Origin of the sequence: Pseudarthrobacter sp. fls2-241-R2A-127, from assembly GCF_030209355.1 — a bacterium.
Taxonomy (GTDB): domain Bacteria; phylum Actinomycetota; class Actinomycetes; order Actinomycetales; family Micrococcaceae; genus Arthrobacter.
This window is the reverse complement of sequence record NZ_JARVSF010000028.1, coordinates 21,155-48,074: the sequence shown is the minus strand read 5'-3', so window position 1 is coordinate 48,074 and position 26,920 is coordinate 21,155. Positions and strand designations below refer to the sequence as shown.

Annotated in this window: 23 protein-coding genes and 1 tRNA gene; 11 read left to right on the top strand and 13 right to left on the bottom strand. The window is 66.1% G+C overall.

Annotation, left to right across the window (positions count from 1 at the left end):
* The first annotated feature begins 365 nt into the window (after positions 1 to 365).
* Genes QRN53_RS17310 through QRN53_RS17295 form a run of 4 tightly spaced genes read left to right on the top strand, consistent with a single transcriptional unit; the run spans position 366 to position 4,284 of the window.
* A complete protein-coding gene (locus QRN53_RS17310) occupies positions 366 to 1,934 on the top strand; it encodes an NCS1 family nucleobase:cation symporter-1 (RefSeq protein WP_285245045.1) in 1,569 nt (522 codons plus the stop codon).
* Positions 1,935 to 1,987: 53 nt separating this feature from the next.
* Positions 1,988 to 2,731 (top strand): aspartate/glutamate racemase family protein, encoded by a 744-nt coding sequence (locus QRN53_RS17305; protein WP_285245044.1) that lies wholly within the window; start codon positions 1,988 to 1,990, stop codon positions 2,729 to 2,731.
* Between the two features lie 14 nt (positions 2,732 to 2,745).
* Positions 2,746 to 3,507 carry an SDR family oxidoreductase gene (locus tag QRN53_RS17300; protein WP_285245043.1) on the top strand — a complete coding sequence of 254 codons (762 nt, stop codon included), beginning with the start codon at positions 2,746 to 2,748 and terminating at the stop codon, positions 3,505 to 3,507.
* Positions 3,508 to 3,561: 54 nt separating this feature from the next.
* Positions 3,562 to 4,284, top strand: a complete 723-nt coding sequence (locus tag QRN53_RS17295) for a Pr6Pr family membrane protein (protein WP_285245042.1) — start codon at positions 3,562 to 3,564, stop codon at positions 4,282 to 4,284.
* Here QRN53_RS17295 and QRN53_RS17290 read toward each other — a convergent pair.
* From QRN53_RS17290 to QRN53_RS17280, 3 genes are all read right to left on the bottom strand, one after another.
* On the bottom strand, positions 4,261 to 4,638 hold the full coding sequence (locus QRN53_RS17290; RefSeq protein ID WP_285245041.1) for a sterol carrier family protein: 378 nt from the start codon (positions 4,636 to 4,638) through the stop codon (positions 4,261 to 4,263). The genes QRN53_RS17295 and QRN53_RS17290 overlap by 24 nt on opposite strands.
* Positions 4,639 to 4,691: 53 nt before the next feature.
* The gene (locus QRN53_RS17285) at positions 4,692 to 5,708 is read right to left on the bottom strand and encodes an asparaginase (protein ID WP_285245040.1); all 1,017 of its coding nucleotides are present in this window, start codon (positions 5,706 to 5,708) and stop codon (positions 4,692 to 4,694) included.
* 61 nt (positions 5,709 to 5,769) lie between these two features.
* Positions 5,770 to 7,365, bottom strand: a complete 1,596-nt coding sequence (locus QRN53_RS17280) for a molybdopterin-dependent oxidoreductase (protein ID WP_285245039.1) — start codon at positions 7,363 to 7,365, stop codon at positions 5,770 to 5,772.
* Positions 7,366 to 7,464: 99 nt separating this feature from the next.
* Here QRN53_RS17280 and purD point away from each other — a divergent pair, with 99 nt between their 5' ends.
* Both purD and QRN53_RS17270 read left to right on the top strand, forming a co-directional pair.
* Positions 7,465 to 8,781 carry a phosphoribosylamine--glycine ligase gene (gene purD, locus QRN53_RS17275; RefSeq protein WP_285245048.1) on the top strand — a complete coding sequence of 439 codons (1,317 nt, stop codon included), beginning with the start codon at positions 7,465 to 7,467 and terminating at the stop codon, positions 8,779 to 8,781.
* Between the two features lies 1 nt (position 8,782).
* Positions 8,783 to 9,721, top strand: a complete 939-nt coding sequence (locus QRN53_RS17270) for a phosphoribosylaminoimidazolesuccinocarboxamide synthase (protein WP_285245038.1) — start codon at positions 8,783 to 8,785, stop codon at positions 9,719 to 9,721.
* A gap of 51 nt (positions 9,722 to 9,772) precedes the next feature.
* Here the strand turns inward: QRN53_RS17270 and QRN53_RS17265 are convergent, their stop codons facing one another.
* On the bottom strand, positions 9,773 to 11,038 hold the full coding sequence (locus QRN53_RS17265; protein WP_285245037.1) for a helix-turn-helix domain-containing protein: 1,266 nt from the start codon (positions 11,036 to 11,038) through the stop codon (positions 9,773 to 9,775).
* A gap of 130 nt (positions 11,039 to 11,168) precedes the next feature.
* On the opposite strand from QRN53_RS17265, the gene QRN53_RS17260 reads away from it, so the two are divergent.
* Entirely contained in the window at positions 11,169 to 11,402 is a 234-nt protein-coding gene (locus QRN53_RS17260) for a hypothetical protein (protein ID WP_285245036.1), read from the top strand.
* A 160-nt stretch (positions 11,403 to 11,562) separates the two neighbouring features.
* On the opposite strand, the gene QRN53_RS17255 is transcribed toward QRN53_RS17260, so the two are convergent.
* The 5 genes from QRN53_RS17255 to QRN53_RS17235 form a co-directional block, all read right to left on the bottom strand.
* Positions 11,563 to 11,639 (bottom strand) — tRNA-Pro (locus tag QRN53_RS17255).
* Positions 11,640 to 11,723: 84 nt separating this feature from the next.
* Complete coding sequence (locus QRN53_RS17250) at positions 11,724 to 13,550, bottom strand: ABC transporter ATP-binding protein (protein WP_285245035.1); 1,827 nt, start codon at positions 13,548 to 13,550, stop codon at positions 11,724 to 11,726.
* Positions 13,547 to 15,355 (bottom strand): ABC transporter ATP-binding protein, encoded by a 1,809-nt coding sequence (locus tag QRN53_RS17245; RefSeq protein ID WP_285245034.1) that lies wholly within the window; start codon positions 15,353 to 15,355, stop codon positions 13,547 to 13,549. The genes QRN53_RS17250 and QRN53_RS17245 overlap by 4 nt, the downstream gene beginning before the upstream one ends.
* A gap of 132 nt (positions 15,356 to 15,487) precedes the next feature.
* Positions 15,488 to 16,432: a metallophosphoesterase gene (locus QRN53_RS17240; protein ID WP_285245033.1), complete on the bottom strand. Its 945-nt coding sequence runs from the start codon at positions 16,430 to 16,432 to the stop codon at positions 15,488 to 15,490.
* A 6-nt stretch (positions 16,433 to 16,438) separates the two neighbouring features.
* Positions 16,439 to 18,766, bottom strand: a complete 2,328-nt coding sequence (locus QRN53_RS17235) for a transglycosylase domain-containing protein (protein WP_285245032.1) — start codon at positions 18,764 to 18,766, stop codon at positions 16,439 to 16,441.
* Between the two features lie 37 nt (positions 18,767 to 18,803).
* On the opposite strand from QRN53_RS17235, the gene sp36 reads away from it, so the two are divergent.
* From sp36 to QRN53_RS17220, 3 genes are read left to right on the top strand one after another with little or no spacing between them, the layout of a single operon-like run.
* The gene (gene sp36 / locus QRN53_RS17230) at positions 18,804 to 18,959 is read left to right on the top strand and encodes a Sp36 family protein (RefSeq protein ID WP_009359196.1); all 156 of its coding nucleotides are present in this window, start codon (positions 18,804 to 18,806) and stop codon (positions 18,957 to 18,959) included.
* 1 nt (position 18,960) lies between these two features.
* A complete protein-coding gene (locus QRN53_RS17225) occupies positions 18,961 to 19,494 on the top strand; it encodes a RidA family protein (protein WP_285245031.1) in 534 nt (177 codons plus the stop codon).
* Between the two features lie 15 nt (positions 19,495 to 19,509).
* Positions 19,510 to 20,421 (top strand): NUDIX hydrolase, encoded by a 912-nt coding sequence (locus QRN53_RS17220; RefSeq protein WP_285245030.1) that lies wholly within the window; start codon positions 19,510 to 19,512, stop codon positions 20,419 to 20,421.
* A 64-nt stretch (positions 20,422 to 20,485) separates the two neighbouring features.
* Here the strand turns inward: QRN53_RS17220 and QRN53_RS17215 are convergent, their stop codons facing one another.
* The gene (locus tag QRN53_RS17215) at positions 20,486 to 21,163 is read right to left on the bottom strand and encodes a Crp/Fnr family transcriptional regulator (RefSeq protein ID WP_013602309.1); all 678 of its coding nucleotides are present in this window, start codon (positions 21,161 to 21,163) and stop codon (positions 20,486 to 20,488) included.
* Positions 21,164 to 21,359: 196 nt separating this feature from the next.
* Between QRN53_RS17215 and QRN53_RS17210 the strand changes: the two genes are divergently transcribed.
* On the top strand, positions 21,360 to 22,544 hold the full coding sequence (locus QRN53_RS17210; RefSeq protein WP_285245029.1) for a MarP family serine protease: 1,185 nt from the start codon (positions 21,360 to 21,362) through the stop codon (positions 22,542 to 22,544).
* 25 nt (positions 22,545 to 22,569) lie between these two features.
* Here QRN53_RS17210 and aroQ read toward each other — a convergent pair whose 3' ends face one another.
* The 3 genes from aroQ to QRN53_RS17195 all read right to left on the bottom strand — a co-directional run bounded on the left by aroQ (position 22,570) and on the right by QRN53_RS17195 (position 26,849).
* The gene (gene aroQ / locus QRN53_RS17205; RefSeq protein ID WP_285245028.1) at positions 22,570 to 23,034 is read right to left on the bottom strand and encodes a type II 3-dehydroquinate dehydratase; all 465 of its coding nucleotides are present in this window, start codon (positions 23,032 to 23,034) and stop codon (positions 22,570 to 22,572) included.
* Positions 23,035 to 23,165: 131 nt separating this feature from the next.
* The gene (locus QRN53_RS17200) at positions 23,166 to 25,355 is read right to left on the bottom strand and encodes an alpha-galactosidase (RefSeq protein WP_285245027.1); all 2,190 of its coding nucleotides are present in this window, start codon (positions 25,353 to 25,355) and stop codon (positions 23,166 to 23,168) included.
* 150 nt (positions 25,356 to 25,505) lie between these two features.
* Complete coding sequence (locus QRN53_RS17195; protein ID WP_285245026.1) at positions 25,506 to 26,849, bottom strand: ABC transporter substrate-binding protein; 1,344 nt, start codon at positions 26,847 to 26,849, stop codon at positions 25,506 to 25,508.
* Positions 26,850 to 26,920 lie beyond the last annotated feature (71 nt).

The following is a 26,920-nucleotide window of genomic DNA, read 5'->3' as shown; positions in this document are numbered from 1 at the left end:
CAGCTGGTTAGTCAACCCGCTGAGGATATGGGAGGTCTCTTCTCCTGCAGCCACGGCAGCCTCTTTTCATCGTTGAATGCATCTGCGCATGTTTTCGTATTGTGAGAAAACATTATTGCTATATGAGATTACTGAGGCGAACCCGGCGGGTCAACGTGACGGTCATCATCCCGCCCAAGAGGCCTCGTGCCGGCAGTAAGGGACCGTTTGTGACTAGACGGCAGCGGCAGTGGCGCTTGACCGACCAGTGATCCAGGTCATACCCTTATTTCACTATTCAAAATCTCGTTTCCGCAGTGTGGAATAACAGAAACGGCGACCTGCCGGCCTCACCACCTCGGAATCTCCCAAGAATCGAGACCCCCATGCAAACACCTCCCACCGCGGGCGTTGCTGCGGAGCAGGGCCTGACAGAGCCGTCAGTTGCTCCGGCTCACCTGCCAGGCAGCATCGACGCGCTGTGCGAATCAGCCAGCGCTGCCTCCGGCAAGAGCATCAGCCCTTCCCTGTACAACGCAGACCTTGCCCCCACCAAGCGGGCGGGACGCAGCTGGACCAGCTACAGCATCTTCACCCTTTGGGCGAACGATGTGCACAGCCTGGGTAACTACGCTTTCGCCATCGGACTGTTCGCCCTCGGCCTGGGCGGGTGGCAGATCCTCATGGCGCTCGGCATCGGCGCAGCCCTGCTGTTCGGACTCCTGACACTCTCCGGTTTCATGGGCGTCAAGACCGGTGTGCCGTTCCCGGTCATGAGCCGCATCAGCTTCGGTATCCGCGGGGCGCAGATCGCCAGCCTGCTCCGCGGTGCCGTGGCCGTCGCCTGGTTCGGCATCCAGACCTACCTCGCATCGGTGGTCTTCCGCGTCATGCTCACAGCCATGTTCCCGTCCCTCGCAGAGCTGGACAAGGACTCGATTCTGGGCCTGTCCACACTGGGGTGGATGGCATTCGTGACCCTCTGGGTGGTCCAACTGGTGATCGTCAGCTTTGGCATGGAAATGATCCGCAAGTACGAGGCGTTCGCCGGTCCGGTCATCCTGGCCACCATGGCAGCGATGGCCGTCTGGATCTTCGTGGAAGCCGGCGGAAGCATTGCCTGGGCGTCCAACAAGGCACTCGAAGGGCCGGAAATGTGGCTCACCATCTTTGCCGGCGGCGCGCTCTGGGTCTCCATCTACGGCACTTTCGTCCTGAACTTCTGCGACTTCACCCGGTCGGCGGTGTCGAAGAAGGCCATGGTGCGCGGCAACTTCTGGGGGATCCCCATCAACATGCTGCTCTTCGGCGCCATCGTGGTGGTCATGGCCGGTGGGCAGTTCAAGATCAACGGGACCATCATCAAGAGCCCGTCGGACATCGTCCAGACCATTCCCAACACCTTGTTCCTGGTCCTGGCTTGCCTGGCGCTGCTGATCCTGACCATCGCCGTGAACCTCATGGCCAACTTCGTGGCCCCCGTCTACGCACTGACCAACCTGTTCCCCAAGAAACTGAACTTCCGCAAGGCTGCAATGGTCTCCGCCAGCATCGGTCTGGTGATCCTGCCCTGGAACCTGTACAACAACCCGCTGGTCATCGTGTACTTCCTCGGTGGACTCGGGGCCTTGCTCGGCCCGTTGTTCGGCGTGGTGATGGCTGACTACTGGCTGATCAGGCGTGGCAAGGTCAACGTGCCGGAGCTCTACACGGCCTCCCCGGAGGGCGCGTACTTCTATAAGAAGGGCGTCAACCCCCGTGCGATCATCGCCATGGTTCCGGCCGCCGTCCTTGCCCTGCTGATCGCCTTCGTGCCCGGCCTTGCGGCGGCGGCACCGTTCGCCTGGTTCTTCGCGGCGGGCATCGCGGCTACGTTGTACTTCTTCATCGCCGACCGCAACCAGCGGCTGGTGGACGCCGACGGTGAAGCCATCGCAGTTGCCAGCACCCACTGAGCTCCCGGCCCCGACACGGCCCGCCAAACCCCGGCTGACAAAGGAATTTTCCCATGCGCCTCCTCGTCGCAAACGTGAACACCACCCACGCAATGACTGACTCCATCGCGGCCTCCGCGCGTGCCGTGGCCGCCCCGGGCACCGAGATCGTTGGCCTCACGCCGCGGTTCGGCGCCGACTCCTGCGAAGGAAACTTCGAAAGCTACCTGGCAGCCATCGCCGTCATGGACGCCGTCACCTCCTACCCCGGGCCGTTCGACGCCGTTATCCAGGCCGGCTACGGGGAGCACGGCCGGGAGGGCCTGCAGGAACTCCTGGATGTTCCGGTGGTTGACATCACCGAGGCAGCTGCAAGCACGGCGATGTTCCTCGGCCACAAGTACTCTGTGGTCACCACCCTGGACCGCACAGTTCCGCTCATTGAGGACCGGCTGAAGCTGGCCGGCCTGGATGCCAGGTGTGCGTCCGTCCGTGCCAGCGGCATGGCCGTCCTGGAACTTGAAGAGGAACCCGAACGGGCAGTGGAGGCCATCATCAACGAGGCGTTGCTGGCCGTTACCCGGGACAAAGCGGAAGTGATTGTGCTCGGGTGCGGCGGCATGGCAGGCCTTGACGAGCAGATCCGGCAGCGGGCCGGCGTCCCCGTAGTGGACGGCGTGGCCTCGGCCGTGACCATCGCCGAATCGCTGGTGCGCATGCGCCTGTCCACCTCCAAGGTCCGGACCTTTGCTGCGCCCCGGCCCAAGACCGTCATAGGCTGGCCGCTGCACCAGCCGGCCGTGCCGGTACAGCTTTAAGCCAGGAGGTCCGAATGAACACCCCACAGCCTGCCGCCCGCGTCGCCGTCGTCACCGGCGCCGGTTCGGGCATCGGCAGGGAGGTGGCCCGCCAGATGCTGGCCGCGGGCTACCGCGTGGCACTGGCCGGTCGGCGCGAGGCCCAGCTGAAGGAAACGGCGGACGGCAGCCCGGGCACCCTGGTGGTGCCCTGCGATGTCACCCGGCCCGACGACGTCGAACGGCTTTTCGAGGTCGTCCGCCAGGAGTGGGGGCGCGTGGACGTCCTGTTCAACAACGCCGGGGTGTTCGGCCCGTCGGCCGGTGTGGACGAGATCAGCCTGGACGACTGGAACGCCACGGTGGCGGTCAACCTTTCCGGGTCGATGCTGTGCGCGGCAGCGGCGGTCCGGGCCATGAAGGCACAGGAGCCGCAGGGCGGCCGCATCATCAATAACGGATCCATCTCGGCCCACTCGCCCCGCCCGCGGACCGTGGCCTACACGGTCACCAAGCACGCAATGACGGGTCTGACCAAGAGCATCGACCTGGACGGGCGCGGCTTCGGCATCACGTGCGGACAGATCGATATCGGCAACACCGCCACCGACATCATGGACACCATCGGCGTCGGCTCAGGGGCGTTGCAGGCGGACGGCACCCGCAAGGTGGAACCAATGTTTCCGGTGGCGGACGCGGCGCGTGCGGTACTGATGATGGCCAACATGCCGGCCTCGGCCAGCGTGGGCTCCGTGGTGGTCACCGCGGCCGGCATGCCCTTCATTGGCCGCGGGTAGGCACGCCGGGCAGCCGTGGCGGGGCTCCCGGCCGCCAGGGCCTAGGATCGGCTCATGACCGCAAACAGGGGACTTGCACTTTTCCGCTTTTGGTTCGCGCTGCTGGGCTTCGTGGCGGTGCTGTTCCAGTTGCTTTACCTGGTGCAGAACGTGCCGGGCGCCAGCACCGGAAACTACTTCAGCTACTTCACCATCGAGTCCAACATCATCGCGTTCGTGACCCTGGGGATCGCCGGCTGGTTCGCCTGGAAAGGCGAGAGCCCGCGGTGGCTGGAGCTCCTCCGCGGCGCGGCCACTGTGTACATGACCATCACCGGGATCACCTACAGCCTGCTGCTGAGCGATATCGACGTCAACACGCCCATCCCTTGGGTCAACGTGGTGCTGCACTACACCGTCCCCACCGTCATGGTGATCGACTGGCTGGTGGACCTCCCGCGGGAGCGGATCCCGGTCCGGACATCCTTGGTGTGGCTGGCTTTTCCCATGCTCTACCTGGTCTACAGCCTGATCCGTGGCCCCATCGTGGACTGGTACCCGTACCCGTTCCTGGACCCGCGGTCAGCCGGCTACGGCACGGTTGCGGTGATGTCGGTCCTGATTGCCGTGGCCGCGTTCGGGTTCGCCGTGGTGGCAGCCCTGTCCACGAAACTGCAGAATTCGGTTCCGCACCCGGCCCTCACCTCCCCGCCGGAAACGGCACCGGAGCCGCGCACCACGGTCCGGGGCAGGCAGGCGGGCGGCGACGCCGGACTAGAGGGGCAGCAGCGCCGATAAGTCTGCGCGCAGGCCTGAGGCGGCCACCTTCCCGGCAGCCACTGCGTCCGCCCACGCCACCTGGCCGGTGACCATCGCCAGCCAGGTGGCGGCGTCGCACTCGATCACGTTCGGCGGGGTGCCGCGGGTGTGGCGCGGGCCCTCGACGCACTGGGTGACGCCAAAGGGCGGCACGCGAACCTCCACGGAGTTACCCGGGGCCCGGGCGGTCACTTCCTCCAGCGAGTACCGCACGGCCGTGGCCAGGGCGGCCCGCGGCAGGGGAGCAGCCGACGGCGAAACGGCGGCTTCCAGCCATGCCTTCACTGCTGCTTTGCCTTCGTGGACATCAATACGACGGCGGGCTACGGCCATGCTTTCAATCTTCCTTTGGCATCGGCAGGGGTTGTGGCGCTAGGGTTGTGGCGCTAGTCCAGGAGGGCGGAAACTGCCGGGCCCAGCCGGATCTTCCCCACGGGGCGGCCGCCCCCGAGGACCGGTGCCACCACTTTTTCCAGGGCGCTGGCGACTCCGGGAATTTCCACAGCCCCGGCGGCCGCGAGCAGGGTAAGGGCCACCAGGGAGGTTGCCCGGATGTTTCCGTCGAGGATCTTGACGGCCACCGAGACGCCCTGCGGCGTGGCCATCGCCAGGACGCCCTCGGCACCGATTTTGGCGATGATTTCCAGCTCGTCCATCACCAGGGTGTTCGCTTCACCCCGGCCCTGCACCGCCCAGGGGTAGTCGAGCATGGAGGTGGCGATCGTGGCGGCCCTGGCGCTGAAGCTGTGGTCGCCGGGAGCTTTGGCCAGCTGGGAGTAGGCGAGTGCCAGTCCCTTCAGCGAAACCGCGGCCACGGGCGCACCACAGCCGTCAATGCCCAGGTGGGCGATCCGCTCGCCGGTGTATTCCTCGATGACGGTGCGGACGCGCTGCTGCAGGGGGTGGTTGGGTTCCAGGTAGCTGTGCGTGTCCCAGCCGTTTTCGGTGCAGGCCCAGAGGAAGGCGGCGTGCTTGCCGGAACAGTTGTAAGCCAGCCGCGACTTGCCCTTTTCGGAGCGGACCAGCCAGTTCCGGGCCGTTTCGTCCTCCGGCCACGCTTCAGGGCACTGCAGCTGGTCTTCCCGCACCCCGGCCGCCTTGAGCATGCCGGCCACCACATCCATGTGGTCCAGCGAACCGGTATGGCTGCCGCATGCGATGGCCACCTGCGCGCCCCGCAGCGGGACACCGGACTGCATGGACGCCAGCGCCTGGAAGGGTTTGAGGGTGGACCGCGCATAGATGGGGGTGTTGATGTCGCCGAGTTCGGTGACCACCGAGCCGTCGGCGGCCACGAGGACGGCGGATCCGATGTGCCGGGACTCGACGAAGCCGCTGCGTTCGATCACGGCCAGTTCGACGGCGGAGTCAACGGTGAAAGTGGCATGCGGGTTGTGCGGCATACTGCCAGTCTATGGGTGGCCCGCGGATGGCGGGCCACCCCCGGGCCGGGGCCCGGCCGCTTTATTGGACGGTCACCATCACCGACTGCCAGCCCGACGCGCCGTCCGGGACGGGATCTGCGCGCTGCTCCGTCTGCACTTCCCCTGTCCCGTCGGTGGCACGGACTTTGATGTAGTGCGGGCCCGGCGTGGCCTCCCACTCGTAGGACCATTGCCGCCAGGTGACCGTGGAGGCCTCCGTGGAGAGGACCGTTTCCGTCCATTCACCGTTGTCGATCTGGATTTCCACCTTGGTGATTCCGCGGGTCTGGGCCCAGGCTGTGCCGCCCACGGCAACCTTTCCGGCGGGAACCTTGGCGAAAGACTTGGGAACTTCCACGCGGGCCATCGTCTTGATGGGGCCGCGTTCGGACCAGCCACGCTCGGTCCAGTAGGCCTTGTTGTCCGCGAAGCGGGTGACCTCCAGGTCCACTACCCACTTGGTGGCGGAGACGAACCCGTAGAGCCCGGGGACCACCATCCGCACCGGGAAGCCGTGCTCCAGCGGCAGGGGCTCGCCGTTCATGCCGATCGCCAGCATGGCGTCGCGTCCGTCCTGCAGGACCTCCAGGGGAGTGGAGGCACTGAAGCCGTCGATGGACTTGGAGAGCACCATGTCCGCACCCTCCTTGGGTTTCGCCCGGGCCAGGACGTCGCGGATGGGCATGCCCAGCCATTTGGCATTTCCGGCGAGGTTGCCGCCCACCGGGTTGGAGACGCAGGTGAGCGTGACGTGCGATTCGATCAGGCTGGCGTCCAGCAGGTCCTGGAACGTGAGTGTGACTTCCTGCTCCACCAGCCCGTGCACCCGCAGTTCCCAGTCGTTGACATTGATTTCCGGGACGCTCAGGGCCGTGTCGATCCGGTAAAAGTCGGCGGTGTCCGTCAACCATGGCGTGACCCCGGGGACGGGCGACTGCACGCCGGCGGGAACCGCTGCTGCGGCTTTGGCCGGGGCAGGCAACGTGAGCGCATCCCGGGCTTTGGCCACGTTGTTGCGCGCCGCTCCCAGCAACCGTCCACCCGTGGCGGCGATGCCGGCTGCCACCGCGGTGATCCCTGCCGCAGCAAAGAAGCGACGACGGCTGGCGCCTTCGTGTCCCAGCCCGGCATCGGCGTCGGCTGCCTGGTCTGCCGGAGCTTCCGGCCACGGCTTGCTCTCCTTCAGCCGCCACAGCGGCACCATGAGCAGGCGCAGGGCCACCAGGCCCGCGACGGTTCCCAGCACGGACGGGATGGCGTCCACGCCACTGACGCCGGCGCGGGTCACGACGCAGGCGACGATTACCGCGCCCATGAACAGGACGCCCAGGACGCCCAACGCCCATTTCCGGTACGCCACGACACCCAGGATGCAGGCGAGCACCGCAATGGTCAGCCCCATTCCCACGAACAGCGCAGTTTTGTCATTGGTACCGAAGGTGGCGATCGCAAAGTCCTTCAGCCGGGGCGGCGTGAAGTCGATGAAGGTGGACCCCAAGGCGAACAGCGGGGTTGCCCTGGCGGTGAAGAAGGCGCCGAGCAGCTCCGCAACGGCAAGTACGACGGCGGCTGCCACCACACCTGCCAGGGCGGCGAGTGCGGTGGGGCCGGTCAGGCGGTTCCGAAGCTTTGTCATGGAGGTGGTTCGGAGCGGCACGTAGTCCGGATTGACCTGCGGGGCCGGGAAGGTCACAGCTTAGGAGCGGGAAGGGTGCACAAAGTACCCTTGGAGACTGTGAAGGTACTCGTCATTGGCCCCGGAGGCCGCGAACACGCCATTGTCCGCTCCCTGCTTGCCGACCCCAACGTGTCCGAAGTCCACGCGGCGCCCGGCAATGCCGGTATCAGCAAGCTGGTACCCACCTACAACATCAACGGCAACGATCCCCAGGCTGTTGCCGAACTGGCTGCCCGCCTCACGGTCGATCTCGTGGTGGTGGGCCCCGAGGCTCCGCTGGCCGCAGGCGTGTCGGACGCCGTCCGCGCCGCCGGCATCCCCGTTTTCGGGCCCAGCAAGGCAGCAGCGCAGCTGGAGGCGTCCAAAGCGTTCGCCAAGGAGATCATGGCGGAGGCCGGCGTCCCCACGGCCATGGCCATGGTGGCCACCAACGCCGGGGAAGCCGAGTCTGCGCTGGACACCTTCGGCGCGCCCTACGTGGTCAAGGACGACGGCCTGGCCGCGGGCAAGGGCGTGGTGGTCACCAGGAACCGCGACGAAGCCCTGGCCCACGCCCAGTCCTGCTTCGACGCCGGCGGATCCGTGGTGATCGAGGAGTTCCTGGACGGCCCCGAGGTTTCCCTCTTTGTCCTCTGCGACGGGCAGAACACCGTGGCACTCTCGCCCGCCCAGGATTTCAAGCGCATCTTCGATAACGACGAAGGCCCCAACACGGGGGGCATGGGCGCCTACACCCCGCTCGAGTGGGCCCCCGAAGGCCTGGTGCAGGAAGTCCTCGACCGGGTGGCGCAGCCCACCGTGAACGAGATGGCGCGCCGCGGCATTCCGTTCGTGGGGGTGCTCTTCGTCGGGCTGGCACTCACGTCCCGCGGAACCCGCGTCATCGAATTCAACGTCCGCTTCGGGGACCCCGAAACGCAGGCGGTCCTCGCCCGGCTCAAGACCCCCCTGGGCGCGCTGCTCATGGCCGCCGCCAAGGGCGAACTGGACAAGGCGGAGGAGCTGCGCTGGTCCAAGGACACCGCCGTCGCCGTCGTCGTGGCCTCGGAAAACTACCCGGACACGCCCCGCACCGGTGACCGTATCCGTGGACTCAAGAAAGTGGACGCCCTGGACGGCGTGCACGTCATCCACGCCGGCACCGCCCTGGACGACGAGGGCAAGGTGGTCTCCGCCGGCGGCCGCGTCCTGGCCGTCGTCGCCCTGGGCAGCGACCTCGTGGAGGCCCGCGAAAGGGCCTACGACGGCGTCGAGCTGGTCCAGCTTGATGGCTCCCAGTACCGCAGCGACATTGCCCGCAAGGCGGCCCGCGGCGAAATCAAGGTGCCGTACGGTGCCACCGGTTCGCTGCCCGTAGTGAAAGCGAAGGCCTGACATGAGTGGAACTTCAGAAAACCGCGGCTACGCCACCGACACCCTGGAACTGCCGGGCTGGACGCACATCTACTCCGGCAAGGTGCGCGACCTCTACGAACCTGCGGACGAAGCGATCGTGCAGCGGCTGGGCCAGGACTGTGTCCTGGTGGTGGCCAGCGACCGCATCAGCGCGTTTGACCATGTGCTGTCCAGCGAGATCCCGGACAAGGGCCGCATCCTCACCCAGCTGAGCCTCTGGTGGTTCGACCAGCTGGGCGTCGAGCACCACGTGCTCGGGTCCACGGTGGAAGACGGCGTGCCCGCAGAGGTGGAGGGCCGGGCCATGATCTGCAAGAAGCTGGACATGTTCCCTGTGGAGTGCATTGCCCGCGGCTACCTCACGGGTTCAGGGCTGCTGGAGTACAAAGCGTCCGGGACGGTGTGCGATATCCCGCTCCCGGAGGGGCTGGTGGATGGCTCCCGGCTGGAGCACGCCATTTTCACCCCGTCCGCCAAGGCACTGATCGGTGAGCACGACGAGAACATCACCTACGACGCCGTGGTGGCGCTGGTGGGGGATGACATCGCTGCCCGCCTGAGCGAGCTGACCTTGAAGATCTACACCACCGCGGAGAGGATCGCGCGGGAACGCGGCATTATCCTGGCGGACACCAAGGTGGAGTTCGGCTACGACGCCGTCTCCGGGTCCATCACCCTGGGCGACGAGGTGCTGACCCCTGATTCTTCCCGTTTCTGGGACGCCGCAACCTACAAGCCCGGCCAAGCCCAGCCCTCCTACGACAAGCAGTACGTGCGGGACTGGCTGACCTCTGCCGCGTCGGGCTGGGACCGGTCATCCGACACCCCGCCACCGGCGCTGCCTGCCGACGTGGTGGAACGCACCCGCAGCCGTTACGTCGAAGCGTACGAGAAGATCACCGGGCTGAGCTTCTCCTGATTCACAGCTCAACCAGGTGGCCCCGCCGGCGCGGGGTTCACCTGGGTGGGGTCAGCTGGCTTTGGCGGCCGCTGCCGCGCGCTTCTGGGCCAGCTTGATTTCAAGGATCGCGTCCAAGGCCTGCTGGACCCTGTCCTGGGCGCCTGCCGCGGCGAAGGCCTTCTGGGCTTCCTCCAAGTGCACCAGGGCTTCGTCGGTGTCACCGGCAGCCTTGAGCGACTTGCCCAGGAGGAGCGAGACCTCGCCTGCCGTGTGCTTGGCCAGGCTTGCGCGCTCGGCGTGGATTTCGCGGAGTTTCTCGACGGCGGCCACGATGTCCCCGGTCAGGTACAGCCAGCGGGCGCGGATGAATGCAACTTCCAGCTGGTCGGACTTGTTTCCCCCCACGATCGACAACGCCAGTTCGGCACGTTCGATCGCAGACAGGGTTTCCGGTTCGACGATTCCGGACGAAAGGCGGACTGCCGCGGATGCCTTGTTGAACCGGGCCCACAGCCCGATGTCATTGGCGGGGGAGAGCAGCCGCGCGGCGCGCTCGTGGTGCCTCACGCCTTCGGCGTAGTCGTGCCGCATGAAGGCGACGTTTCCCACCACCCAGGCCACCTCGCCGGCGAGCTGGCTCATGGAGAATTCGTCGACGTGCTCGATCATGGCCTGGCAGTAACCCCAGGCGTCGTCCAGCCGTCCGCTCTCGGCCAATGCACCGATCAGGGCGTGGTGGGCGTTGATGATGAGGGTTGACCCCTTGGGGAGCTGCTTGCACAGGTCCACTGCCTGGATTCCCTGGTCCACAGCGAGGCTCAGCTGGCCCTGCCCCTGGTAGATTCCGGCGAGCATCTGGTGTGCCCGGACGGCAAGCCCTGCCGACTCCCTGGCCATGGGATGTTCCAGCAGGTGCTCCATGATCTTTTGGGCTTCCCGCCAGTTGCCCTGCTTGATCAGGCACTCGGCCTGCATGTACGTCATGTTCCACCACGCACTGGTGTTCCGCCCCTCAAGGGCGATCTTCGCAGCCGTGGCAGCGTGGCTTGCCGCCAGGGGATAGTCGCGCAGGTCCCACGCCTGCCGGGCGTAGAGGCCGGCCAGCACGTACTCGGCGTCGCTGACGGAAATGGGTTGGCTCCAGGCTTCCAGCGCCTTCGGTGCCAACTCCAGCCTGCGCGCCAGTTCCTCGATGACTTCCGCCGTCGGTTCGCGCCGGCCGGTTTCGAGCAGCGAAATGTAGCTTGGTGAATACAGGTCCTTGCCCAGTTCGGCCTGTGTCAGTCCACGCTCAAGGCGCTCCGCGCGGAGCTTTTCTCCGAACCCGTTGCCCACGCGTATCCTCCTTTTTGGACAAGTGGGGCTGACGGATGCTTGACAGCCCCTGTGGAAAATATTTTACAATGTGTGTCAACAAGGACAGTGCTGGCTTTGTAACGAATCCGACTCGTATTGAGGAACTTATATGTTGAAGAAGATCGCAACCGCGGCCGTCCTGGCCGGGGCCCTGGCTTTTTCCGCGGCAGCTCCGGCTGTCCTGGCCTCAGGCTCCGTCGCCGATAATTCGAGCGTGTCTGTAGCAGTAGGCAACTGGCCCGACCCCGCCTCTGCAAAGGTGAAGAAGGACAAGAGCACCACCACTACCACCACTACTACTACGGTCATCACGTACGTGGGCAACTGGCCTGATCCTGCATAAACAGCTTCCTCACCCAGGAGGCGAGGATGGCCCCGGAGCGACAGCTCCGGGGTCATTCAATTTAAGTGGGCGGCTTTTTGTGGCGGCCGTTTTCCGGTAACCGCCGTAACCAAATAGAGACGCGAAAAGAGGGCCTCCAATGGAGACCCTCTTTTCGTTATGGTCGGGATGACAGGATTTGAACCTGCGACCTCTTCGTCCCGAACGAAGCGCGCTACCAAGCTGCGCTACATCCCGATCCGCTGCAAAAGCAACTTTACAAGGATAGCCGATGGCAGGGCCCGATGCGAAATCCGGCCGCCGGGGAGCCTGGGATGCGGCTTAGACCAGGGAATCCTTCCACGCCCCGTGCAGGTCCGCGAAGCGGCCGCCGCCGCCGATCAGTTCCTCCGGCGTGCCGTCTTCCACAATCCGGCCGTCGTGCACCACCAGCACCCTGTCAGCGGTCTCCACTGTGGACAAGCGGTGCGCAATGATCAGTGCCGTCCTGCGCGCGGCCTCCGTCCCGGCGAGCAGGCGGGCCAGCCCGGCCTGCACGAGCCGTTCAGAGGGGATGTCCAGGGAGGATGTGGCCTCGTCCAGGATCAATACCGCCGGCCGCGCCAGGAAGGCCCTGGCGAAGCTGATCAACTGCCGCTGTCCGGAGGAGACCCTGCCGCCGCGCTTGTTCACGTCGGTGTCGTAACCCTCAGGGAGTTCCAGGATGAAGTCGTGCGCCCCCACGGCCTTGGCGGCCTCCTCGATCTCGGCACGTGTTGCCTCCGGCCGGCCCAGTGCGATGTTGTCCGCCACTGAGCCGCTGAACAGGAACGCTTCCTGGGTGACCATGACGATGTTCCGGCGGAGATCGGTCGTGCCCAGGTCGCGGAGGTCCACGCCGTCCAGCATTAGGTTTCCCGAGGTGACGTCGTAGAACCGCGCGATGAGTTTGGCCAGGGTGGACTTGCCGGCCCCGGTCTGCCCCACCAGGGCGACGGTCTGTCCGGCCGGGATGTGCAGGTTGAGGAGCGGCACCACCACGGGTCCGTCGCCGTAGCGGAATTCAACGTCCTTGAAGTCGATGCGTCCGGTGGCTTCGGGAAGCGGGACCGGGTTCTTCGGTGGCCGGACCGTTGGTACTTCTTCGAGGAGCCCGGACACCTTTTCGAGGGCTGCCTGCGCGCTCTGGAATGAGTTGTAGAACATGGCCATCTGGTCCACGGGCTGGAAGAACCGCTTGGTGGAGAGGATGAGGGCCAGGAGGACGCCCACAGCCAGGTCACCGCCCAGCACCCGGAAGCCGCCGAACAGCAGCACCACCGCCACGCACACGTTGCCGATCAGCACCAGTCCCGGCTGGAAGATGCCGTTAAGGTTGATGGACCGGACGGTGACCAGCCGGTAGTCCTCGGCGAGGTTGCCGTAGGTCTGGGAGTTTTCCTTTTCTTTGCGGAAGGCCTTGACCGCGCGGATGCCGGTCATGGTTTCGACGAAGTGCACGATCAGCCGGGCGGAAACAACCCGTGATTCGCGGAAGGCGATCTGGGAGTGCTTTTGGTACCAGCGGGCCAGGAAGAACATGGGCACGCCGGCGGCCAGCACCAGCAGGCCGCTGCGCCAGTCCAGGGCAAAGATGGTGGCCGCCGTGAACGCCATGAAGAGCATCCCGGAGGCCAGCGAGCTGACCCCGGAGTCGAGGAGTTCGCGCAAGGCCTCCAGGTCCGACGTCTGGCGGGCAATGATCCGGCCGGACGTGTACTTCTCGTGGAACTCCAGGCTGAGCCGCTGGGTGTGCCTGAACACCCGGACGCGGAGGTCCAGCAGCATGGCCTGGCTGAGCCGTGCCGTGGAGGTGACGTACAGGGCGGTGAGGCCCGCCGTCGCGATGGCCGCCAGCAGGTAGGCGACGCCGGTGAACACCAGCGGGAGGTTCTCACCCGACCGGAGGGCAGGGAGGGCATGGTCGATCCCGAAAGCGATCAGCGCCGGGCCGGCCACCCGGGCCGCCTGGGACAGGACCACCATGGCGAGGGTCAGCCAGAACCGCACCCGCACGGGCCGGATCAGGGAGCCCAGCAAGGCGAGCGACCGTCGTCGGACCGCCCTGCTGTCGCTCTTGCTGAGGTGGGCGTTGTCTTCGTTGGCGGTGCCGAATGTTGCCGTGCTCATCGGGTCATTTCCTCTGCCTGGTCCTCCAGGGCGGACAGTTCGGAGTCAAGGTCCCGCGGCTCACGCTCGAGGCTGGCGATGACGTACCGGTAATGCTGGTTGTGCGCCAGCAGCTCCGTGTGCGTGCCGACGGCGGTGATGCGGCCTTCCTCCAGCAGCGCCACCCGGTCTGCCAGGGCCACGGTGGATGGCCGGTGCGCCACGATCAAGGTGGAGGTGTCCTTGAGCACCTCGCGGAGGCGGGCTTCCACGAGTTCCTCGGTATGGACGTCCAGGGCCGAGAGGGGATCGTCCAGGACCAGGACGCGGGGACGGGCGGCGATGGCGCGTGCCAGGGCAATGCGCTGGCGTTGGCCGCCGGACAAGCTGAGGCCTTCCTCACCGATCAGCGTGTCCACGCCCTGTGGCAGGGAGTGCGAGAAGTGCGCCTGCGCCACGTCCAACGCCTCTTCCAGGACCTCTTCGCTGCGTACCGGCGCGCCGAGCAGGACATTGTCCCGGACGGAATTGGAGAAGAGCGTGGTGTCCTCGAATGCCACTCCCACGATCCTGCGCAATTCCTGGACGTCGAAGTCGCGGATATCCACGCCATCGATGCTGATGGCACCGGCCGCGACGTCGTAGAGGCGCGGGACCAGCTGGATGAGCGCACTCTTGCCGCTGCCGGTAATGCCCACCAGGGCCATGGTTTCGCCGGGCCGCACCTCAAGGTTGATGTCCTTGAGGATCGGTTTGTCCGGCGCGTCCTCAAAAGCGAACGTTGCATTATCGAAGCGCAGCGCGCCTGCCAGTTCGTCCGGGCGGCGGGGCTCGGCGGGGCTGGTGATGGTGTTCTGCGTATCCATCACTTCGTAGTGGCGGTCGACGGCGGTCTTCGCCGTGAGTGCCATGGCCAGCAGCATGCCGGAGAATTCCACGGGCGAGGCGATGACGGCGGCCGTTGCGAAGAACGCCACCAGGGAACCGATGCTCAGCTGGCCGCCGGCGCACAGCATGACGCCCACCACCAGGCCGGTCCCAAGTGCGAGCTCGGGGAGCAGGGTGACCACCATGGTGAAGGTGGCCTGGTGACGCGCCTTCTCGATTTCCGTCTGGCGCAGTTCCTCGGCTTGTTCGTTGAAATTTTCGAGAGCTTCCCGGCTGCGGCCAAACGCCTTGAGCACGCGGATGCCGTGGACCGATTCCTCCACGGTGGTGGCGAGGTCTCCCGCCTGGTCCTGGCTGCGCCGGGCCACCTTGCTGAACCGGGTGCGGAACCGGAAGCTGTTGATGGTGATGGGTACGGCGGCGGCGAGGAAGATCAGCGCCAGCTGCCAGCTCATGGCGAACATGGCCACGATCCCGATGATGACGGTGAGGGTTGTGACCACCAGCATGATGGCGCCGAAGGCCATCCACCGGCGGAGGAAGTTCAAGTCCGTCATGGCCCTGGACAGCAGCTGGCCGGAGCCCCAGCGGTCGTGGAAGGAGACGGTCAGTTCCTGGAGGTGGTCGTAGAGCGAGACCCGCATCCTGGTTTCCACCGTAGTGGCGGGGTTGATGACAAACTGCCGGCGAAGCGCCACCAGGCCGGCCTCGGCGACGCCCAGCACCAGGATGACAGCGGCGGAAGTCCACACCCCATCCGCCGTTGCCCCGGGCTGCAGCGCAGTGTTGACCAGGACGCGCAGCACCTGGGGGATGGTCAGGGCTACGACACTTGCGGCCAGCGCACAGAGAAGCCCCAGCAGAAGCCGTGGAATGATGGGCCGGACGTGCGGATAAAGACGGCTGATGGATTTGAAAAAGGGAGTCTGCTTGGCCATGCCCGCTTCTCAAGCTCTAAAACGAATGTAGTTTCCTATAGCAACAACCCTATGCCATGGGATGAGACGATTCACAGGGGTTGCCGTCCGCGCAGCCGGCTTGCCCAGTTATTGCAGTCCGTAATGGGCTGGTCAGCCGCGTGAGGTCAGCGTCAGCAGGACAGCCTCCGGCTTGCAGGCGATCCTCACGGGGGCGAACCGTGAGGTGCCGATGCCCCCTGAGACGTTGACCGGCGTCGTGCGCCCGTTGCTGGTCCAGTCGTTGAGGCCCTTCGCGCGCCACGTGGGAAGGTCGCAGTTGGCCACGACTGCACCGTACCCCGGGATGCAGAGCTGGCCGCCATGCGTGTGTCCAGCGAGCAGGAGGTCCGCGCCGGCTTCCGTGAAGTGGTCCAGCACCCGCTGGTACGGGGCGTGGATGACAGCAACCCTGAGGTGGTCGTTGGCATCCTGGTTGACCGTACCGCGCGGCCAGCCGGCATACCGCTCGCGGTTAAGGTGCGGATCGTCTACACCGGAGAAATCGAAGCGCATCCCATTCAGGATCAGGGACTGGTGGCGGTTGGTCAGGTCCACCCAGCCGCCCATGCCGAACCCGGAGCGAAGGCGCGGCCAATCCAGCGCGGTGGGCTTCGGCGCAGCCTTGGACGGTCCCAGCAGGTAGGACGCGGGGTTCTTGAACGTGGGTGCGAAGTAGTCATTGGAGCCCGGCACGAAGACGCCGGGAAACTGCAGCAGGGGCTGAAGGGCATCCAGGAGCGGGTCCACTGCCTTCACATGGCTGAGGTTGTCGCCGGTATTCACCACCAGGTCAGGCTCCAGGTCTGCCAGGGAAGCGAGCCACTGGGCCTTCTTCCGCTGCCCGGGAACGAAGTGGATGTCGCTGAGGTGCAGGACCCGGAACGGACTGCGCCCCGGGGGGAGGATGGCCAGGGTCTCCTCGCGGAGGACGAACTGGTTCTTCTCCCACAATCCGTAGCCGAAGGCCGCCATCCCGGCCGCGGTACCCGCGCCTGCGGTAACGGCAAAGCCGCGCCCGAGTGAACGGGCGCGGCTTGCCAGGCTATCGATGCTCATGCGTGCTTAGCCGTTTCCCTTGCCATTGTTGCCATTCCCGGTGTTGCCCGGGGCCGGCGCCTGCGTGACGGGTGCCTGCGTTGCAGGGGCCGCGGGGGCCGCAGGGGCCTGTGTGGCCTGCGGGCTGTTCTGGGCGGGAGCCGAATTGGGGGTGGTTCCGTTGATCATGTTGCTCGGCGGTGCCGGGAACGGGTTGGTGCCGTAGCCCGGAGCGATCTTGGTCATGAAGTTCGCGAACATGGGGCCGGCAATCATGTAGCCGTCAATGCCCTGGTAGGTCTTTCCGTTGACGGTGATGTTCTGGCCGGCACGACCCTGATCCCCCAAGGGGTCACCGAACCATGCCGCGGTAGCCAGGCCGGAGGTGTGGCCAACAACCCAGGTGGAGCCGTTGTTGTTGGACGTACCGGTCTTGGCGCCGATGGGGAAGCTGGTCTTGGTGGAAAGACGCGGCCGGATGAGGGAGCCGGAGCCCTGGTTCATGACTTCCTGCAGCGCATAGTTCACGCCGCGGGCAACCTCGGGCTTGATGGCGTCGCGGCAGCTGCTGGACTGGGCCGGGAGCTGCTTGCCGGTGGCATCGGTGACAGACGTGATGGCAATCGGTTCGCAGTACTTTCCGTCGTTAGCGAAGGTGGCGAACGCGCTGGCCATGGTCAGCGGCGACGTCTGGGTGGAACCGAGCAGGTTGCCCAGCGTCATCATGTTGATCTTGGGGTGCGGCTCGCTGCCGTCCGCGGACGGGAGGCCGCTGTGCAGGCCGACGGCGTCGGCCATCTTTTGGATGCCACAGAAGTCCAGCTGTGCAGCGGACGCGAACGTCACGGTGTTGATGGAGTTGTAGAGGCCTTCGAGGACGGTCAGTGGCCTGTACCACTGAGGCTCGGCATTCTGGAGGTCATCAGTGGCGTCCAGGCCTGCGTTCTTCTGCGCCGTGCTGTAGGCACCCTGTACCTTCCCGCAGGTGTTCTTCCACGGGTAGCCGATGGGATAGACGCGCTGGGCTGCATTGACCACGGTATTCATGGTCTTGCCCTCGTTGAGCCACTCAGCGAAGGTGAATGGCTTCATGGTGGAACCCGGCTGGAACCCGCCGACGCCGTTGAGGTCGTTACCGTCCTTGTCCAGCTTGTCCACGTTGAAGTTCAACTGCGAATTGAAGCCACCCGCGCCCGCCAGGAACGAGGTGTTTTGGGCCATGGAGATGATCTTGCCGGTGCCGGGCTGCACCGACACCATGGACGCACCCCATTTGTCCGGGTTGGCGCCGGCCGCGGCATCGGCCTGTTCCTGGGCGGTGGCCTGGGCCTTGGGGTCCAAAGTGGTGGTGATGGTCAGGCCGCCGCCGTAAATGAGCCGCTGGCGGTCCTTGATCTCCGCACCATAGGCCGGGTTGTTCTCCAGCAGGTGCAGGATGTAGTCGCAGAAGTAAGGGGCGGTGGCCGCGTAGGCACAACCCTGCTTGGGCTGGGTGACCTTCGGTTCAACCGGCGTGGCAACGGCCGCCTGGTATTCGTCCGCGGTGATCTTGCCCTGGTCCTTCATCAGCCCCAGCACCAGGTCGCGGCGCTGCTTGGACTTTTCCGGGTTGGTGACGGGGTCGAACATCGAGGGGCTGTTCACCAGGCCCGCCAGGAGTGCAGCCTGCGGGAGGGTCAGGTCCTTGGCGGTGGTGCTGAAGAAGTACCGGGAGGCGGCCTCGATGCCGTACGCGTCACGGTTGAAGAAGACGATGTTCAGGTAGCCCTCAAGGATCTGGTCCTTGGTGAACTCCTTCTCCAGGGCGATGGAGAGCTTCATTTCCCGGAGTTTGTCGCCCACGCCCTTGTTAACGCCGTTGAGCTTGATCTGGTCCTCCTCGCCGGCGGCGGCGAGGTTCGCATTGAGCACGTTGTTGACGTACTGCTGCGTGATGGTGGACGCGCCCTGCTTGTTGCCGCGGGCGGTGGCGACCAGCGCGCGCAGGATGCCGGTGGTGTCCACGCCGCCATGCTCGTAGAAGCGGCTGTCCTCCACGGCAATGATGGCGTTCTTCATGTTGGGCGAAATCTGGTCCAGCGGAACCTTGGTGCGGTTCTCCGTATAGACACTGGCGATCTCGCTGCCGTCGGCAGCCAGGATGCGGGTGGTCTGGCTGGGCGGGTCAACCTTCAGTTCCGCGGGGAGGGAGTCGAAGAAGTTGATGGAACCGCTTGCCGCGCTGCCGGAGACGGCCGCGGCAGGGACCAGAAGGCCCGCCACCAGGACACCGCAAATCGCGCTCACACCGAGGAAAAGAAGGATCTTACCCAGTGTGGTGGCAGTGTCGAATAAGGGGTTGTTGCGAGTCGCCATGTTTTCCACTTTACCGGCAAGGGCTACGCTTTCTCTCATGACCAAATGGGAGTACGCGACGATTCCGCTCATTATTCACGCCACCAAGCAGATCCTGGACCAGTGGGGGGAGGACGGCTGGGAGCTTGTCCAGGTGGTTCCCGGACCTGACGGCAACGGCCTTGTCGCCTACCTTAAGAGGGAGAAGCAGTAGCATGAGCACCCCCGCAGAAGCACCGTCCGGCGCCTCGACGGCGCCCGCATCCGCCGTCGAGCAGCGCCTCGCCGAACTTGGCATCACGCTCCCGGCGGTCGCCGCTCCCGTGGCGTCCTACGTCCCCGCCACCGTCTCCGGCAACCACGTGTACACCTCCGGCCAGCTGCCGTTTATTAACGGCAAACTCGAAGCTACGGGCAAGGTCTCCGCCGGTACCGAGGGGTTCGCCGACGAGCCCACGGTGTCCCCCGAGGACGCGCAGAAGTACGCCGCAGTGTGTGCAGTGAACGCCCTGGCCGCGGTCAAGAGCGTCATCGGCGACCTGGACCGCATCACCCGCATCGTCAAGGTGGTGGGATTCGTCTCCTCGGACCCGTCCTTCACGGGCCAGCCCGCCGTCATCAACGGCGCCTCTGAACTGCTGGGCCGCGTCCTTGGCGACGCCGGGCAGCACGCCCGTTCCGCCGTCGGTGTTTCCGTTCTTCCGCTCGACTCTCCCGTTGAAGTCGAACTGATCGCCGAATTCAGCTAGGACCGGTCACTTCCCTTGCCTCACCTCGCACGACGCCTTTTTGCACTTCCCCAGGACCTTGAAGGGGCGGCCCAAAGCTGGCTCGAACACGGCGAACGGACTCCCCGGGCCGCTCGCTACGCCTCTTCCGTGGTACTCCTGCGTGATTCGCCCACCGGCTTGGAGACGTGGCTGGGTTACCGGCCCGGCTCCTCGCCGCTGGGTGTCCTCGCCTTCCCCGGCGGTTCCTTGGACCCGGCCGACGACGACGCCATGGGGTGGCTGGGTCCCTCGCCACAGCATTGGGCCGAGCAGATGGGGACGGCCGACGTCGGGCTGGCGCGGCGGCACGTGGTGGGCGCCATCCGGGAGCTCTTCGAAGAGACGGGCATCCTGCTGGCCGGCCCGGACATGTCCAACACTGTGGAGGCCACGTCCTCGTCCGAGTGGATGCGTGCCCGCATCGCCGTCGCTGACCAGGAGAAGACGCTTGCCCAGGTCCTGGGCAAGCGTGGACTCTCGCTGCGCACGGACCTGCTCAAATCCCTGGTCAACTGGCGCAGCCCCGATTTTGCGCACCGCCGGTTCGACACCCGGTACTTTGCCGCCACCGTCCCGCTGGGCCAGGAACCCTCGCTGCTTGAGGGCAAGGGCGTGTGGGGCAGGTGGGTCAACGCGGCGCAGGTGGTGCAGGAACGCAACACCACCGCACTCGGCGACGAGGCCGGCCAGGAGAACACGGTGGGCCGTCCGCTGGGCGACCTGCTGGTTCCCGGCTCGGAGATCATGATCGAAAAGATGGCAGCGGCCAACGGCTGCATCGCCTACCTGAGCTACAAGCGCAAAGCCCACGTCTACCAGCCGGTCCTGGTGGAGGAAGACGGCAAGCTGATGCTTGAGGTCGAGGCCGCCAAGACCGTGGCGGGGGACCATCAGCGCGAGCGCTGACACGCGCACGGACGTATCCGGGCATGGAAAAGGCCGCCCCTCGGGGCGGCCTTTTCCATGTGTCCTAGCGGGAGCGCTGGCGGAGGCGCTGCATGTCCAGGATGACCACGGCGCGAGCCTCGAGGCGGAGCCAACCGCGCTGGACGAACTCGGCGAGGGCCTTGTTGACGGTTTCGCGGGAAGCGCCCACCAGCTGGGCCAGTTCCTCCTGCGTCAGCTCGTGGGCCACCAGGACGCCGTCGGTGGCCGGGCGGCCGAAGCGGTCCGCCAGATCCAGCAGGGCCTTGGCCACGCGGCCCGGGACGTCGGAGAAGACGAGGTCGGACAGGGAATCGTTGGTGCGCCGCAGGCGGCGGGCCAGGGCCTGCAGCAGCTGGGCGGAAACCTCGGGCCGGGTGCGCAGCAGGGTGTTCAGGCTCTCGTTCTTGAGCCCGGCCAGCCGGGTTTCGGACACCGCGGTGGCGGTGGCGGTGCGGGGGCTGGGATCGAACAGGGCCATCTCGCCGAAGAGCTCGCCCGGGCCGAGGATGGCAAGGAGGGACTCGCGTCCATCCGGGGACGTGCGGCCGAGCTTCACCTTGCCGGAGACGATGAAGTAGAGCTGGTCGCCCTGGTCTCCCTCGCGGAAAACGGATGCGCCGCGGGAAAGGTCCACCTCGGTGAGCTCGTCCGTCAGCAGACGGAATGCGTCGTCGTCGAGCGTGGCGAAAAGGGGTGCTCGGCGCAGTACCTCGATGTCCATGAAATCTCCTGAGTAAAAGTATCGGCTGTGGCGCTTGTGCCATTGTTTCAGAATTTTCAAGGTTCTGTGACGAACTTGGCAGCCGAAACGCCCGGGAACAGCCGGATCCGGGTCCGCCGGAGGGCGTTGCAGCCCACAGAAGTTTGTCAGTGTGCGCCACTAGAATGGGGGTTCAACTGTTTAATAAGGAGCCTTTGTGGTCGGCTTGACTGTCCTGGACCTCGTCCTGATCCTGGCGTTGCTGTCATACCTGGTTTACGGTCTCCGCAATGGGTTCCTGGTCACGGTCGGCGGCTTGGCCGGTTTTGCCGCCGGCGCCGTCGCGGCGTTCTTTGCCGTCCCCCTGGTCAGCACCTTTGTTGCCGACTCGGGGTGGAGGCTGACCGCCATCATCGCTGCCGCCGTCGTCCTCATGGCCCTGGGACACGGGCTGGGAACCATGGTGGGCCGGCAAATCCGCGGCGCCATGCGGATCCGGCCGCTGCGGGCCGTGGACCGGCTGGTGGGCGGGGCACTGAACCTGGTGGTGTCCGCGCTGGTGATGTCCATGCTGGCCTTCAGCGTCAGCTCCCTCGGCGTGCCGGTCGTGTCGCAGCAATTGGCTGAATCCAAGGTGATCCGGTTCATTGACGGGCTCACTCCCACCCCGGTCAAGGCGACCATGGCGGAGCTGCGGTCCACGGTCATCGGCAACGGAATACCCACGTTGTTCGAAGGCCTGGACCAGGGCCAGCCGGTCCAGGTGCCCAACGCCAGCACCAACACTCCCGCCTTGAACAAGGCGGCCCAGTCGGTCCTGCGGATCGCGGGCACGGCGTACGAATGCGGCCAGAACCAGACCGGCACCGGATTCGTGGTGTCCCAGGGCCGCGTGGTCACCAACGCGCACGTCGTTGCGGGCGTGTCGCAACCAGTCGTGGAGATGCCCGACGGCGGCGCGATGCCGGGCCGCGTGGTCTACTTCGACACCAAGCGGGACCTGGCAGTCCTGGCGGTAGACAACCTGCCGTCCCAGCCGCTGCCGCTGAGCCGCGACCTTCCAGGCGGGAGCCAGGCCGCCTTCGCCGGGTACCCCCACGGCGGGCCCTTCCAGTCCAAACCGGCCACCGTGCAGGACATCGCCACCGTGCTGGTGCCGGACATCTACGGAAACAACCCGTCGCCGGAGGACATCTACCGCCTGGCGGGGGACGTCCAGCCGGGAAACTCGGGCGGCCCGCTGCTGACCACTGACGGCCAGGTGGCCGGCGTGATCTTTGCCAAGGCAACATCGGACGCGGAGGTGGGGTTCGCCATCACCATGAGCGACCTCAACCCGGTGGCGCAGCAGGCGCCCACCTTGTCCGCCCCCGTCTCCTCCGGTCAGTGCATCCAGAAGTAGGAGTCTCCTGGCGGGAAAGGACGGGCTACAGGACCTCGGCCAGGTAGTCGATGGCGAGCTTGTAGCCGAAGATTCCGGCGCCCACGATCACTGCGGAGCAAACCGGTGACAGGTACGAGTGGTGCCGGAATTCCTCCCGCTGGTGCACGTTGGTGATGTGGACCTCGACGGCGGGAAGCTGCACCGCAGCCAAGGCGTCACGGAGCGCCACGGACGTGTGCGTGAAGGCGCCGGCATTCAGGACGATTCCTGCGGCGGCGCCCCGGGCCGCGTGGATGGCATCCAGGAGGACGCCCTCGTGGTTGGACTGGACGCATTCCACGGCGAATCCGTGCTGTTCAGCGGCGGAGGCGGCGAGCTGCTCCACGTCGGCAAGGGTCGAGGTGCCGTACTTCTCCGGCTCCCGCGTACCCAGCAGGTTCAGGTTGGGGCCGTTGATGACCAGGATGGTGCCGCGGCCGGCTTCGACGGTGGAGGAGGCTTCAGTCATGCCTGCAAATCTATCGGTTTGCCCTGCCCGCCGCGCATTCTTACGTCCCCACCCCATCGATTGCTGGGTACTGGTCGTTTTGGGCCCCCAAAACGACATCTACGGAGCAATCGATGGGGTGTTGAGGTTTGCTACAGGGCTGTGACCTTCAGGAGCAGCGCGTGCTCGGGGTTCAGGATGGGCATGGGCAGTCCCACCTCGGCCAGGAACCGGCCATTGGCTACCGCACCGCCTGCAAGCCACGCCGGCGGCTGGACCTGGGTGAAGGTGTGGGCGTAGTCCGCGTCCGCGGGGGAGGGAAAGACGGCTTCCACCCGGTAGCTGCGTTCGGCGTCCAACCCGGGAAGGCCCATCCGGCCCGGTGCTTCCGATGCCGAGGTGCGCATGCTTGCAAAGGCGAAGACCGCCGCGGTCCCGCTGTCAACGGGACCGGGGGCCACCACGCCGTACAGCTGGAACGCCTCATCGGCGGTGTCCGTGTGGACCGGCAGGCCGCTGTGGATCAGGTCCCGGTGTTCCTTGTACAGTCCCACCACGCGCCGGAGCTCGTCCCGCTCCTTTCCCTGGACGCCGCGGACGTCCCACTCCATCCCGAAATGGCCAAACAGGGCGGTAATGGCCCGGAATGACAGATCGTGGGTGCGGGCGGTGGTGTGCGAGGTGGTGGGCCCGATGTGGCTGCCCACCAGCTCGGGCGGGACCACCAGGCCCGTCCAGCGCTGGATGGTCTGCCGCTCCAGGGCGTCGTTGCAGTCCGAAGCCCAGATCCGGTCGGTCCGTTCCAGGATGCCCAGGTCCACGCGGGCGCCGCCGGAGGAGCAACTCTCGATCTCGACGCCGGGGTGGGCTTTGCGGAGTTCATCGAAGAGGCGGTAGGCGGCGAGGGTCTGCGCATGGACCGAGGGCCGGCCGGCGTGGCCGTGTTCCGTGAGGTCCCTGTTCTGGTCCCATTTCAGGTAGCTGATGTTGTTGCCGGCGAGGAGCGCGGAAATCCGGTCGAAGATGTACTGCCAGGCGTCCGGGTTGACCAGGTCGATGACGTGCTGGTGGCGCCATTCAAGGGGCAGCCGGCCGCCGTCCTTGTGCGCCGTGGCGGACGGGCCAACGATCCAGTCGGGGTGCTCCCGGGCCACGTCCGAGTCCAGGTTGACCATTTCCGGCTCCACCCACAGGCCGAACTCCATCCCGCGGGAGGTGACGGCCTCGATCAGGGGCGTGAGGCCGTCCGGCCACACGGTCCCGTCCACGTACCAGTCGCCCAGGCCGGCATGGTCGTCACGGCGGCCGCGGAACCAGCCATCATCCAGGACGAAGCGCTCCACGCCGAGGTCTGCCGCGGAGTCTGCCAGTTCGATCAGGGTGTCCAGGTTGTGGTTGAAGTACACGGCCTCCCACGTGTTCAGCACCACCGGCCGCGGTTTTCCTGCGGGAAGTCCGGTGGACGCGGCGGGCAGCACATGGTGCGGGCGGGAGCGGAACCAGCTGTAGAAGGCCTCGGTGATTCCATCCAGGCCATGGTCCGAGTAGGCGGCAAAGAGGGCCGGGGTGGTGAAGCTGGCCCCTTGTTCGAGGACTACTTCAGCCGGTCCCAGGAGTTCCGAGCCACCGATCATGGTCCGGCCGTCACCGATGGTGTCCGCGAACTGCTCGTGGTTGCCGCTCCAGGCCAGGTGCGTCGCCCACACCCTGCCGTGGCGGTTGCCGAAACCCTCCGTGCCTGCGGCGAAGATCAGCGACGAGTCGTGCCCCGTCCGGCCGTGCCGGCCGCTGCGTACCCAGGTTCCCTGCTGGATGCGGTGCCGTTGCGGGTGCCGTTCCCGGCACCACCGGCCGGTAAGGTCCAGGAGTTCGACGGCGTCGGGGGACACCGGCAGGACGGTGGCGAGTTCATCAACCTGGAACGGTGTGCTGCCGTCGTTGGTGACGGTGTGGCGCAACTCCAGCAGGCCGCCGTCGTGCAGCGTGAGGCGCGATGAGACCCTGAGCCCGGCGTCGGCGTCGGACTGTTCAATAACGGCGGTGCCGCCCTCCGCGGCGGCGGACGTGACGCGCAGGCGGGCGGAGAAGTCGAAGCCGGAGCCCTCGCCGGTGATGCGGTGCCCGCGCAGGGCGGGGCGGCCCCGCCACGAGGAGGAGGCCTGCGGGAGGAGCCCGGCGGGAACCCGTGCATCGACGGAGGAGTGGCCCAGGGGGCCGGCCAGGATCCCGAGGTCCGGCAGGCCGGTTCCCAGGTCGGCACCCCAGTGGATGACCTCGGCCTCCCCGCTGTCGAAGCTGATCAGCAGGCTGGTGCCGGCGGAGCGGAGGTACACAGGGTCCATAGGAGGTCTCTTTCAGTGTTCAGCGTTGCGTCTTAAGTTACGCACAGGAGGTAGTTCCGGGAAGGGGCAGCCGGGTGGCGCCGTCGCGAGGAGGGGGACGGCGCCACCCGGCCAGGTGGCTGCGACCACATACGCAGCCACGTCGGGGGGTTACTTGAACAGGGCGTTGACCTGGTCGTTGGCCTGGGTCAGGGAGCTGGCGGGGGCCTTGCCCGAAACCACGGCATCCATGGCCGGCTTCATGATGCCGTCAACCTTGGCGGCCTTGTCCGCGATGGGGAAGAGGAAAGTGGTGCCGTCCTTGACCTGCTGGCTGAACGGTGTCACGTCCACGCCCTTGGCCTTGAAGGCGTCCACGGCTTTGTCGGCGGAGGACTTGATGGCGGGGAAGACGACGGCCTTGGCGGCTACGACGTCCTGGCAGGCGGCGGAGCCGAGGTACTCGACCCACTTGGTGGCGGCTTCGGGCTTCTTGGTTCCGGCGTAAATGGAGTCCGCCAGGCCGTTGTACATGCTGGAGCGCTTGCCGTCGGGGCCGGTGGGAGTGGGGGCGATGCCCACCTGGACGTCCTTGTAGCCGGTGTACTGGCCGATCATCCAGGATCCATTGGCGTTGATCACGGACTTGCCGGCGGCGAAGGTGTCAGCCATGCTGGCGCCCACGGTGGTTTCGAGCTTGGGCATGTAGCCCTTCTGCGCCAGCCCGGCGAACCAGTCGATGCTTTGCTGGAACTTGGCGTCGTCATAGTTGAAGTGCGTGCCCCAGGGGTTCTTGTCCGTGTGCGTCCACCCGGTGGTTCCGGTGAGGTAGCTCCACTCGGTCTGCCCCTGGCCGGAGCCTGACCCGTTCAGGCCCAGGCCGTAGACGGCGACGTTGTTCTTGTCGAAGCCGGCCTCGTCGCCGCGCTTGCCGTTCTTGCCCACTGTCAGGTGGGCGATGGTCTTCTCGTACGTGCCGCCGTCCTGGGGGTTCCAGGTCAGTGCGGCCATCTGTTGCGGGGTGACACCGGCGTCAGCGGCGAGCTTGGTGTTGTAGAACAGGGCGATGGTGTCCCAGTCCTTGGGAAGCCCGTAGCGCTTGCCGTCCTGACCAACCCACAGGTCGGCGAGTCCGGAGTTGTAGGAGCCGGTGTCGATGTTGTCCTTCTTCACGGCGTCATCGAGGGCCAGGATCTGCTTGTTCTTGACGAATTCGGGGTACTTGCTCAGGTGGTCGGTAAAGACGTCAGGGGCCGTGCCGGCCACGAAGCCGTTGGTGAGCGTGCCCCAGTAGTCATCCCAGCCGCGCTGGGTGATTTTGACGGTGATGTCCGGGTTGGCCTTGTGGAAGTCGTCGGCGCACTGCTTGTAGGCCGGGAGCTGGTTGGCGTCCCAGAGCCAGTAGTTGATTTCGCCCTTGCCGGCCTCGGCGGATCCGCCGTTTCCGCAGGCGGAGAGTGCCAGGACTGCTGCAGCGGCCGCCGCGAGGGAGCCGAGTGCTTTCTTCTTGTTCATGGGAGGTCCTTTCGGGAATGTTTCCGGGCGCGCCGCCATGGCGCGTGCGGGGATAGGGGGTTGGGGAGTGC